The sequence below is a fragment of the Methylomonas sp. genome, assembly GCF_023228165.1.
Lineage (GTDB): Bacteria > Pseudomonadota > Gammaproteobacteria > Methylococcales > Methylomonadaceae > Methylomonas.
Window position 1 is genome coordinate 43,202 of the sequence record NZ_JALOBS010000032.1, and the last position, 11,471, is coordinate 54,672.

11 protein-coding genes are annotated in these 11,471 nt (G+C 52.3%); 7 read left to right on the forward strand and 4 right to left on the reverse strand.

Going from position 1 to position 11,471, the window contains the following annotated elements; translation table 11 throughout:
* Positions 1–2 precede the first annotated feature (2 nt).
* From hflD to M0R33_RS19550, 3 genes are read right to left on the reverse strand one after another with little or no spacing between them, the layout of a single operon-like run.
* Positions 3–626, reverse strand: a complete 624-nt coding sequence (gene hflD, locus M0R33_RS19540) for a high frequency lysogenization protein HflD (protein ID WP_292573371.1) — start codon at positions 624–626, stop codon at positions 3–5.
* Positions 627–631: 5 nt separating this feature from the next.
* Positions 632–1,072, reverse strand: coding sequence for a rhodanese-like domain-containing protein (locus tag M0R33_RS19545; protein WP_292573373.1), 441 nt, complete (start codon positions 1,070–1,072; stop codon positions 632–634).
* A gap of 15 nt (positions 1,073–1,087) precedes the next feature.
* Positions 1,088–2,290 (reverse strand): HDOD domain-containing protein, encoded by a 1,203-nt coding sequence (locus tag M0R33_RS19550; RefSeq protein WP_292573375.1) that lies wholly within the window; start codon positions 2,288–2,290, stop codon positions 1,088–1,090.
* Positions 2,291–2,427: 137 nt separating this feature from the next.
* Between M0R33_RS19550 and M0R33_RS19555 the strand changes: the two genes are divergently transcribed.
* The 7 genes from M0R33_RS19555 to eutC all read left to right on the forward strand — a co-directional run bounded on the left by M0R33_RS19555 (position 2,428) and on the right by eutC (position 10,774).
* Positions 2,428–2,637 (forward strand): heavy-metal-associated domain-containing protein, encoded by a 210-nt coding sequence (locus M0R33_RS19555; protein WP_292573378.1) that lies wholly within the window; start codon positions 2,428–2,430, stop codon positions 2,635–2,637.
* Positions 2,638–2,692: 55 nt separating this feature from the next.
* On the forward strand, positions 2,693–4,954 hold the full coding sequence (locus M0R33_RS19560) for a heavy metal translocating P-type ATPase (RefSeq protein WP_292573381.1): 2,262 nt from the start codon (positions 2,693–2,695) through the stop codon (positions 4,952–4,954).
* Between the two features lie 241 nt (positions 4,955–5,195).
* Positions 5,196–6,134, forward strand: a complete 939-nt coding sequence (locus M0R33_RS19565) for a Gfo/Idh/MocA family oxidoreductase (RefSeq protein ID WP_292573384.1) — start codon at positions 5,196–5,198, stop codon at positions 6,132–6,134.
* Between the two features lie 11 nt (positions 6,135–6,145).
* Positions 6,146–7,243 carry a DegT/DnrJ/EryC1/StrS family aminotransferase gene (locus M0R33_RS19570; RefSeq protein WP_292573386.1) on the forward strand — a complete coding sequence of 366 codons (1,098 nt, stop codon included), beginning with the start codon at positions 6,146–6,148 and terminating at the stop codon, positions 7,241–7,243.
* Between the two features lie 79 nt (positions 7,244–7,322).
* Positions 7,323–8,471, forward strand: a complete 1,149-nt coding sequence (lpxB, locus tag M0R33_RS19575; RefSeq protein WP_292573388.1) for a lipid-A-disaccharide synthase — start codon at positions 7,323–7,325, stop codon at positions 8,469–8,471.
* A gap of 174 nt (positions 8,472–8,645) precedes the next feature.
* Positions 8,646–10,034, forward strand: a complete 1,389-nt coding sequence (locus M0R33_RS19580) for an ethanolamine ammonia-lyase subunit EutB (protein WP_292573389.1) — start codon at positions 8,646–8,648, stop codon at positions 10,032–10,034.
* Entirely contained in the window at positions 10,031–10,774 is a 744-nt protein-coding gene (gene eutC, locus M0R33_RS19585; protein ID WP_292573392.1) for an ethanolamine ammonia-lyase subunit EutC, read from the forward strand. The genes M0R33_RS19580 and eutC overlap by 4 nt, the downstream gene beginning before the upstream one ends.
* 119 nt (positions 10,775–10,893) lie before the next feature.
* On the opposite strand, the gene M0R33_RS19590 is transcribed toward eutC, so the two are convergent.
* Positions 10,894–11,355, reverse strand: a complete 462-nt coding sequence (locus M0R33_RS19590; protein ID WP_292573394.1) for a hypothetical protein — start codon at positions 11,353–11,355, stop codon at positions 10,894–10,896.
* Positions 11,356–11,471: the final 116 nt, after the last annotated feature.

An 11,471-nucleotide genomic window follows, 5' to 3' on the forward strand; every position in this document is an offset into this window, starting at 1 on the left:
GTTTAGATTTGCGAGCGCAAGCGGTCTGCTTCGTTTTGCAATTTTTTTCTAGAGAGTAATAAATGCCAGCGGCTACCGCCGCATTGGCGCCACAACAGGCTGGCGCGAATGCCCGCCAGCAGTAAGGCGCGGATTTTGTTGACAGTGGTTTGATTGCCGAGATGTTGCGGATCGCCATTAATCATGATGCGCGGCTGTAGCGTGCTGATGGTGCTGTGGTAAACATCGGCAAGATTCGCCAACACATTTTCGTGCATAACGCCAAAATGTTCAGCTTGATTTTGGGCTTTGGTTATGCCGATGCGGATCTGGTTTAACATATCCGGGCTTTGGCTTAGCTGTTTTTGCAGATGCACCAATTGGGCCGCATAACGGGCTTGCTCGGGGTTGGCGACCACGCGGCTGGTGAGTTGCAGATCCAACTGTTCCAGGCCGAGTTTTATGCCGTTCAAGCCCCCGTATACATCGGCCACGCTGTCGGAATCTATTTTTAACACGCTGCCGATGCTGGCCGTCATGGCTTCCAGATCCGCATTGCCGGTAGTGGCTAGTTGGCGAACCAGTGAGCAGGCTTGGGCAATGCCGGCCAGGGCGATGGTTTGATTGCTGAGCGATATTAAGGTCATGAAGGTTATTTGCAGGCTACTTGTAAACAATTGGCTGAGACTGGATGGCCGGTTTTAAGCCACGATTGCAGGCCGTTATCCAGATGGTAGATATTTTTCATGCCCAGTTGTTGCGCTAACAGCGATCCGACCTTGCTGCTACGGTTGCCCGAACGGCACACTAGGATTACCGGTTGATTGGGCGAAGATTTCATTTTTTCCAGATCGGCCAGCCATTTATCTTGTTCGAAATGGCCTTGCTGATCAAAGAATTGCAGCTTGTGGCTTTCGGCGATGATACCGGAATGTTGCCATTCCGCTTCGGTGCGAATGTCGACGACCAGCGCGTTGTTGTGCTGTTGCATATCCAGCAACTGCTCGGGGCTGATAGCGGTTACATCTTCGGCCAGCAACGGTTGGCTACATGACAACAAGCAGGCAAATATCGAATTTACTATTCGTCTCATGTGTTTAAGATGGCATTATTGGATGTAAGGAAACACTTGTCTACTCCACCATTGGATGCTCTCGAGGTAGATATCGGCAATACGCTTGGGCTTGATGCCGCCAAACGTTGGACGATTGACATCCCAGCGTTCGTAATCTAGCGCATATTGTAAGGCTTCGCCGGCAGAACCGGTTTTTTGTAATATCGCCTCACAGACTTGGTCGGACAAAGGCAATTGTTGCAGGCTCTTTTCCAAGGGCATATCCAAAATACTATCCAAGCCGGACAGCAGGCCGATCAAAAAATAAATTTCCGGATCTTGTTTGACCTCGAACGCCAGTAATTCGCACATTTTGGCCCGCACTAAAATCGTTTGTAACACGGCATCCGGTTTTGACGACATTGAAGAAAGAGCCAGAATATTCGCCCATCGGCGTATTTCCTTAAGTCCCAGATAGGTGGCGGCATGTTGCAGCGAATCGATTTTGTTGGGTAATGCGAAGGAAGCCGAATTAATGTAGCGCAGTAACTTGTAGCTTAAGTTGATGTCTTGTGCGATGACTTTACTGACGTCCAGAAAAGTGACGTCTTGTTTGTTAATGGTCGCCAACAGCTGCAGCGTGGTAATTTGCGAGACGCCGAGGCGTTTGCCTTCCACGATATTGGGCTTGCTGAAAAAAAAGCCTTGAAACAACTCGCAGCCCCAATCCCTTAGCAGTTTGAATTCCTGATAGGTTTCGACTTTTTCAGCCAGTAGTTTGAGTTTGTAGGGTTTAAGTTTTTCGATCAGTTGTTGAGTGTCTTCCAGGCTAAAGGCGATGATATCCAGCTTAATGATGTCGACAAATTCCAGTAGCGGCAACCATTCCGGAGTCAGTTCGAAGTCATCTAGGGCAATGGTATAGCCCTGGGCGGACAATTCACGTAAATTTTTGACGATTTGCTTATCCACTTTCACATTCTCTAATACCTCCACTACGATGCGATCCTTGGGAAGATGCAACGGGGTTTTTTCCAGAATGTTTTGTGCGGTAAAGTTGATAAAAGCTAAATGAGGCCCCACTAATTCGTTTAAGCCGATTTCCAGAATAGTGTCGGTGATGACTTGGTTGGTGGCCGAAGCAGCGCTCTCTTGAATGGATAAATCAAAATCCTTGCCACGGAACAGAATTTCATAGGCAAAGGTATTCAGTTTATCGTCAAGAATTTGTTGGCGACCGATTAAGAAGTCTGTCATTTAGTTTACGAATCGAGAAGCGTTGAACTATGATGGAAATTAAAAACCTTATACCATGAGAGTTAAAACCAAGTCGAGGCGGCGCTTGATCTTAAGGTTTTTAGTCAATTTTTCATTTTTAAATCAGGAGGTACATTATGTCCGAATCAGCATCGATCAACGTCACTGGCATGAAATGCGGCGGTTGTGAAAATACGGTAAGCACAGCGCTAAAGGCAATTGACGGCGTGTTATCCGTCAAAGCTTCGCATCAGGACAAAAAGGTGGATGTCGAGTTCGATCCGAGCAAAACCGATCTGGACGAGATCGAAGACGCCATCACCGATGCCGGATTCAGCGTCGAATAGAGATGTCATCCGCATCCCCTAAATGTTAAACCAAAACCCATCCGAGCAGGTTGTTATGAATACAGAACAAACGATGAGTCAGGAGCAGGAAATACGTTTATCCATTTTGGGTATGCGCTGCGCCGGCTGTATTGCCGCCGTGGAAACGGCGCTACAAGGCGTGGCCGGTGTTAAAGCCGTTAACGTCAATTTTGCCGATCACTCCGCCGTGGTGGCGGGCGCGGCGGAACCGGAGCAAATGAAGCTGGCTTTGAAGCAAGCCGGCTACGATGCGGCGGTGATGGAAGGGTTGGAAGATCCGGGCGAAGAGGAAAAACAGGAAGAAGAACGTTATCGGGATTTGATGCGGAAAGCCGCCGTGGCGGGTGCCTTGGGCGTGCCGCTCATGTTGGGTGCTCATCTGGACTGGTTTCCGTTGATGGGCACCAGCGCCGGCACAGGATTCTGGACCAACGTAGCGTTATTGACGCTGGTGGTGATGTTTTATTCCGGCGGGCATTTTTTCGCCAGTGCCATCAAGTTAATTCGGGTCAGGCAAGCCAATATGGACACCCTGATTGCCTTGGGAACCGGTTCGGCATGGTTGTATTCATCCATAGTTATCGATTATTCCGATCAACTGCCGTCATTATCGAATCACGCTTATTTCGAAGCGTCGGCGATTATCCTGGCGTTTATTAATCTGGGTAGCGCCTTGGAAACCCGGGCCCGCGGCAAAACGTCGGCGGCCATTCGGGCCTTAATCGGCCTGCAACCCCGCACCGCTAGAGTGGTTAGGGAGGGACAGGAAATCGATATTCCGATAGAAGAAGTCGGTTTGGGCGAAGTGCTACGGGTCAGGCCCGGCGAAAAAATCGCCGTGGACGGTGTGTTGCAGGAAGGTCACTCCACGGTCGACGAATCCATGTTGACCGGCGAATCTCTGCCGGTGGAAAAAAACGTCGGTGCTAACGTGGCCGCCGGCACTATCAATCAAAACGGCAGTTTTTTGTTCACGGCGACTCGAATCGGCCGCGATACCGCTTTGGCGCAAATCATTTACAGCGTCCGCCAGGCGCAAAACAGCAAACCCGAATTGGCCAAGCTGGCCGATAAAATTTCGGCGATTTTTGTGCCCGTGGTCGTGGCTATCTCGGTATTCACCTTTTTTGTCTGGCTGATATTCGGCCCGTCGCCATCGCTGGGTTATGCCTTTGTCACCTCGATGACAGTGCTGGTGATAGCCTGTCCGTGTGCCTTGGGGCTGGCGACACCGATTTCGGTAATGGTGGCCGTGGGCAGGGCGGCGCAGATGGGGGTGCTGATTCGCAAAGGCGAGGCCCTGCAAACGGCCGGCAAGCTGACTTGTTTGATTTTGGATAAAACCGGTACGGTTACGGTAGGTAAGCCGACGCTGTCGCATATCGCGGCTTTTGAAGGCTATACCGACCACCAAGTGTTGCAACGTGCCGCCAGCCTGGAATCCGGTTCCGAGCATCCTCTGGCGGCGGCGATATTGACGGCGGCCGAGGAAAAACAGCTCAAACTGGATAAGGTCAGAAAATTTCACGCGGTGGCGGGGCACGGCATCACCGGTCTGATCGATAAACAGCCCTGGTTGCTTGGTAATGCGGCGCTGATGGCTGAAAATGACATTGCTATCGATGCGCATGCGGACGCAATGGCCGAACTGGCTAGGCAGGGGCAAACCCCGATGCTGTTGGCGGTCGATAAAACGCTGGTGGGTATCGTAGCGGTGGCGGATCCGATTAAAGCGGATTCCGCAAAGGCTGTGAAACAGTTAATACAACGCGGCGTGCGGGTGTTGATGGTGACGGGCGACAATGAAATCACTGCGAAAGCGATTGCGGCCCAAGCGGGAATTACCGAAGTGCGCGCGCAGGTGCTGCCGCAGGATAAGGCGGCCGTAGTTAAGGAATTGCAAACCCAGGGTGAGAAAGTCGGCATGGTGGGCGACGGCATTAACGACGCGCCGGCTTTGGCGCAGGCCGATGTCGGGTTTGCCATAGGTACCGGCACCGATGTGGCCATTGAAAGCGCCGATGTGGTGCTGCTGCAGGGGTCGTTGTTAAAAGTGCCGGAAGCGATGGGCCTGTCTAAATTGACTGTGGCCAATATCAAACAAAATTTATTGGGTGCGTTTTTTTACAACACCATCGGCATTCCGGTCGCGGCGGGTTTGTTGTATCCCGTGTTCGGTATATTGTTGAATCCGATGATTGCCGGAGCGGCCATGGCCATGTCGTCCGTAACGGTTGTCAGTAACGCCAACCGCTTGCGTTGGATTAAACTCAGCGACGAAGAACCTAGTTCCTGAATAACGCCGGCGAGCGCTTGGAAAACGTTCGCCGGCCCCGTCAAATTGGTAACTGTTTTTCTGGCGGTGCGCGGTTTGATTAAAATTCAATCGCAGCCTTTGCTGTCGTTTTCATTGCGATACATGCAGTTTGCTAATTGCAGCTACGGCTGATTCTGAATACATTCTAATGTTACAATAACCCGTTTTACGCCCGGGTCGCTTTGGCTTGGGAGAACGCTGAATCAACGTGTGGTCGTTTATGAGTAAACTGAAGTGTGCTGTTATTGGCGCCGGCTATTTAGGAAAATTTCATGCAGAAAAATATGCGGGGATAAAGGATTGTGAATTAGTCGCCGTCGTTGATATTAATCAGGAGGCGGCCGAGCAGGTCGCTCAGTTATATGGCGCAAAAGCCATGACGGACTACCAACCGTTGTTGGGTCAGGTTGATGCGGTTAGCGTTGTAGTGCCCACCAGTTTGCATCACCTGGTGTCGCGTGATTTTCTGCATGCAGGTGCGCACGTTTTGGTGGAAAAGCCGATTACAGTGACGGTTGAAGAAGCCGACGAACTGATTGCCATCGCCAGGGAAAAAAACGTCATTCTGCAAGTAGGGCATCTGGAACGCTTCAACCCCGCGATTAGCGGGCTTGAGAAAATGGCGGACAAACCGCTGTTTATCGAATCTCACCGCTTGTCGCCTTTTAACCCGCGCGCCAACGATGTCAGCGTGGTGCTGGACTTAATGATCCATGATATCGATATTATCCTGGCCTTGGTCGGTTCCGAAGTGGAGCGTATCGATGCTAGCGGTACATCGGTGTTGACCCAGGGGACCGACATTGCCAACGCCCGTATTACCTTCCAAAACGGTTGCGTCGCCAACGTTACCGCCAGCCGTATCAGCATGAAAATGGAGCGCAAAATGCGCATGTTCCGGCCTTGCTCTTATATTTCGGTGGATTTCCAAAACCGGGTGCTGATAAAACACCGCACCGGCGAAAAAGAAATGTTCCCCGGTATTCCCGAGATTGTCACCGAAGAATCGGTATTCGAATCGGGAGATGCCTTGCTGGAAGAAATTAAACATTTTGTACATTGCGTTAAAACCGGCGAAAATCCGCTGGTATCGGGTGAGGCAGGGCGCAAAGCACTGGCTACCGCGATTGAAATCACCAAATTCCTAAAACACGGTTAAAGGCAATAGTTATGATCCCCATGGTCAATTTAAAGGCGCAATACGCAGATATTCAAGAGGAAATTCTTGGCGGCTTTGCCGAAACTTTAGACAATTGCGCCTTTATTCTAGGGCCTAATGTACAGGCGTTCGAAAAGGAGGCGGCCAAGTACTTGGGGGTTAAACATGCCATCGGTTGCGCGTCGGGAACGGACGCATTACATCTGGCGTTGCTGGCGGCCGGCATAGGGCCGGGCGATGAAGTCATCACCAGTGCCTTTACCTTTATAGCGACTGCGGAAGCCATCAAATACGTTGGGGCTACGCCGGTATTCGTGGATATCGATCCGGGTACCTTCAACATCACCCCGCAAAATATCCTGAAGGCGATTACCGCTAAAACCAAGGCGGTAATGCCGGTGCATTTGTTCGGTCAACCGGCCGATTTGCCGGCTATCAAAGCCATTTGCGACAATAATGGTCTGAAACTGATCGAAGATTGCGCGCAATCCTTCGGCGCCACGGTTAACAATCAGCAAACCGGCAGCTTTGGCGACGCGGCGGGCTTCAGTTTTTTCCCGAGCAAAAATTTGGGGTGTTTCGGCGATGGCGGCTTGGTTGCCACTGATTGCGATGACACCGCGGCCAAAATCAAACAATACCGTAATCATGGTTCCGACGTGCGTTATTACCATGACGTGGTCGGCTACAACAGCAGGCTGGATGAATTGCAAGCCGTGGTATTGCGGGCCAAATTGAAGCGTATCGATCAATACAACGCTGCCCGCCGCCATGCTGCGCATTTATATTCCAGCTTGATGGCGGATTTGCCGCTGACCACGCCGTATGAAGATGGGGTGGGCGTACACGTATATCATCAGTACACCTTGCTGTGCGATCGCCGCGACGAGGTGATGAAAGCCTTGCAAGATCAGCAAATCGGTTGTGCCGTCTATTATCCGGTGCCGTTACACCAGCAAAAAGTCTTTAAGGACGAATGCGCCGGTTTGGCGCTGCCCGTGACCGAATCGGTGGCGGCCAGATGCTTTTCCTTGCCGATTTGTTCTAATTTGAGCGACGAAACCGTTAAACAAATTGTCGATGTGATTCGGACAGCTTTGACGGCTTGATTTGTAACGCATCGGTAAGCAATTGTTCATCAATGGCGGGCTACGCCATCTCTTCCGCCTTGCCTAAACGCAATTGTTCATGACGGTTTCCAATCAGTCTTACACGGTAATGTTCAGCGCCGGAGAGTCCTCCGGCGATCAACACGCCGCGCACATGTTTCAGGAATTGCAAAAGCAATATCCGGATATTCGAGGCATGGGCATGGGCGGTAACAAAATGCGCCAGGCCGGCGTCGAGATTCGTTTCGACTCGTCCGGTATCGGTGTGATCGGACTGGTGGAAATTCTCAAACACTATGGCGAGATCCGCCGCGCCTTACGGTTGATGAAACAAATCGTCGCCGACGAAAAACCGGATTTGCTGGTCTGTGTCGATTACAAGGAATTTAATCTAAAACTGGCCCGGTTTGCCAAGCGCCAGGGTGTGAAAGTGCTGTTTTACGTCAGTCCGCAAGTTTGGGCCTGGCGATCCGGTCGGGTGGAGACTTACGGCAAAGCCATCGACATGATGGCGGTGATCTTTCCGTTTGAAACCGCCTATTACGACGCGAAAAACGTACCGGTGCGTTACGTCGGCCATCCGTCTGTCGATAAAGTGCAGCCCTTGCGCAGCAAACAGGCGGACTTTGAATCATTCGGTCTGGATAGCACCCGCCCGGTAGTGGGGGTGTTGCCTGGCAGTCGGGCTAATGAAATAAAACGCATGCTGCCGGTGATGCTGGAGGCGGTAAAGTTGCTGTCGCAACGCTTTCCGGAGTTGCAGTTTGTGCTGCCGCAAGCCGATTCCGTTGCCGATGAGGTACTGCAAAGTTATCTGCAGGATTTTGCCGTGCCGGTCAAAGTCATCAAACAGCAAGCCTATGACGCCATTCAATGTTGCGATGCGGTGATGACCACCTCCGGAACCGCTTCGCTGGAAATCGCCTTGCTGCAAGTGCCGATGCTGATTGCCTATCGCCTGTCGCCGTTCACCTATTGGCTAGGTAAACAACTGGTGAAAATTCCGTTTATAGGCTTGCCTAACATCATTGCCGGTAAGGCGGTTGTTAAAGAGCTGATACAGCAGGCCGTCAGTGCGGAAAATCTGGCGGATGAGATAGAGCGACTGCTGTTCGACGCCGATTATCGTCAGTGCATACTGGCTGAGTTACAACGGGTCAAGCGCTTGTTGGGCGAAGGCGGCGGTTCGAAAAACATGGCGGATTTAGCTTTGGAGATGTTAAGGTAACTAGCCCGGGTTGATTGAATATTAGCCGGAATCGGCCTCATCGCCCACACTCGACCACTAAGCGTGGCGTGCTTTTCGCTCAAACCTTGTCATATAGCCGTCATATATTTACAGTACTCTTGCCTGCTCGGCCACTGACAAAGGAATCAGCCTGCTTCTCTTTAGGCGCATAACATGAACTATTCGGTTTCCGTTCAGGGCAAATGCTTTAATTTCCAAAATTTGCGGACTTTGCTTGCCAAAGCCTCACCGCGCCGGGCCGCCGATGAATTGGCCGGGCTTGCGGCGGAATCGGAAGTAGAACGTGCGTTGGCGCAACGCCTGTTGGCCGAGCTGCCGTTAAGCCGGTTTATCGAGGAACCGCTGATTGCCCCGGAAATCGATGAGGTGTCCCGGTTGATTCTGCAACAACACGATGCCGAGGCATTCGCTACCTTTGCCGGCATGAGTGTCGGCGAGTTTCGTGAATGGCTGTTGGCCGACAGTAGCGATTTGTCCAGCTTGAGTTTCGGTTTGACGCCGGAGATGGTGGCTGCGGTCAGCAAGATCATGCGCAATCAGGATTTGATTGCCGTGGCGCGCCGCTGCCGGGTGGTGACCCGTTTCCGAGATACCATAGGCTTGCCGGGCCGGCTATCCACCCGTCTTCAACCCAACCACCCCACCGACAATCCGCGTGGGGTTGCCGCCAGTATTCTGGATGGCCTGCTGTACGGTAGCGGCGATGCGGTGATAGGCATCAACCCCGCCACCGATAATCTCGATAATGTCTGCACCTTGCTGAATCTGCTGGATGAAATCATCCAATATCACCAAATACCGACTCAATCCTGCGTGCTGGCCCATGTCACCACTAGCATGCAACTGATGCAGCGCGGTGCGCCGGTGGATTTGGTGTTTCAATCCATCGCCGGCACCGAAGCCGCCAATCGCAGTTTTGGCGTCGATTTGGCTATGCTGGGGGAAGCCAAAGCCATGGCCGAATCGTTAGGGCGGGGCGGCCTGGGCAGCAATGTGATGTATTTCGAAACCGGCCAAGGCAGCGCGCTGTCCGCCGATGCGCATCACGGTATCGACGCCCAAACTTGCGAAGCGCGGGCTTATGCGGTAGCCAGGGAATTTTCGCCATTGCTGGTCAATACCGTGGTGGGTTTTATCGGCCCTGAATATCTGTACGACGGCAAACAAATCATCCGGGCCGGACTGGAGGACCATTTCTGCGGCAAGCTGCTGGGTCTGCCCATGGGTTGTGACGTTTGCTATACCAATCATGCTGAAGCCGATCAAAACGACATGGATAATCTGTTAACGCTGCTGGGTGTGGCGGGATGTGCTTATATTATGGGGGTGCCTGGGGCGGACGACGTGATGCTGGCCTACCAAAGCACCTCGTTTCACGATGCCTTATATTTGCGCCACGCCTTGGGCTTGCGGCCCGCGCCGGAGTTCGAGGCCTGGCTGGATGCCATGGGCATATTCAATGGTTGCAACAGCTTGGCGGATGCGCGTGCGACTATTCCGTTATTAAGCGAATTTCGCGGCATCTCGGGAGAACCGTTATGAACGATCCCTGGCACAGCCTGCGCCGCTTTACCCAGGCCAGAATTGCTTTAGGTCGGGCCGGCAACGGCATCACTACGGCGGCCTATCTGGATTTTCAGCTGGCGCATGCCAGTGCCCGCGATGCCGTACTGAAAACTTGGGATGTGGACGGTTTTGCCGCGCAACTACAACAACAGTCGCTGGCCCATATCCGCTTGAATACCCCGATAAGCGACAGAACCCGTTATTTGCAGCGGCCCGATTTGGGGCGCCGGCTGGATGCCGACGGCTTGAAACGCCTTATGGAGCTTGCCGAGCCGGGCTTCGATGTGGCGATTATCATCAGCAACGGTTTGTCGTCCACGGCGGTGGAAACCCACGGCATACCTATGTTGCAACACATCGTGGCTCGCTATGCGGAAATGGCATTAAGCATAGCGCCCATTTGTCTGGTCCCCAACGCCAGAGTGGCCATTTCGGACTGCATCGGCGCGTTATTGCAGGCCAGTCTGGCGGTGATCATGGTCGGCGAACGCCCTGGTCTCAGCGCCGCCGACAGTTTGGGATTGTATCTGACTTACGCGCCTCGGGAAGGCAATACCGACGCCGAACGCAACTGCCTCTCCAACATCCGCCCACCGGAGGGATTATCTTACCAAGCCGCCGCGCAAAAACTAGCCTATCTGAGCCGCGAAGCGTTACGGAGCGGGGTTTCCGGCGTTCATTTAAAGGACGATATGCCGAAGCAGTTGCTCGGCTAAGCCATGGTCTTTAGAATTTAAAACCTGAATGCCAGTCGATAGTTTCGTAATGCTGGTTTTCGCCTTACTCAACTCAGACTACGGCTCTACTTTCCAAATGCTAACCACTCTTTGATTGGTTAGGGGTTTGCCAGATCAACCTTAGACATAGGCACGGCACTTTCCATTACTATCTTTAGTGCCAGATGGGGGTCAAGAGCGCTTTTGCCTGCATCAATGGCTTCTTGAATCGCGAGACCATAAAGGATTGGCCAGTCGACAGAGTTGGGGCAAAACAGCTTCACTACTGGAAAATGCGATGGCCAGTTTGCTTTTAAGTAGTTGATTGGCGTGTCGCGAGCACTATTATTCTCCGGTATGCGAGGAATGCCAAACTGCTCGCCGCCCAGCACTGATGTGGTGTGCTGAAAAATTTCGTTGAGGTCGGGAAGCTCCTTGGCGCCTGCATGCTGTGCAGCTCCAGCCGCCAAACTCCAAACGGAATGTTGAGTGCCTGCAAGAGCATTGTTTAAAGGGTCACCAAAGAAGTACTGCTTACCGTCATTGGTTGCGATGATGTGAAACGCCGCGGTTTCAGGCATGCCTCGGAAAATTTCAAGCTAGTTGTCGCCTCAGTGTGAAACTCTTATGCAGCTATTTGCTCCTGGTTAGCAATCTCCTGGGTCGATTTGATTTTAGTTTCAGCCTGATCTGGATT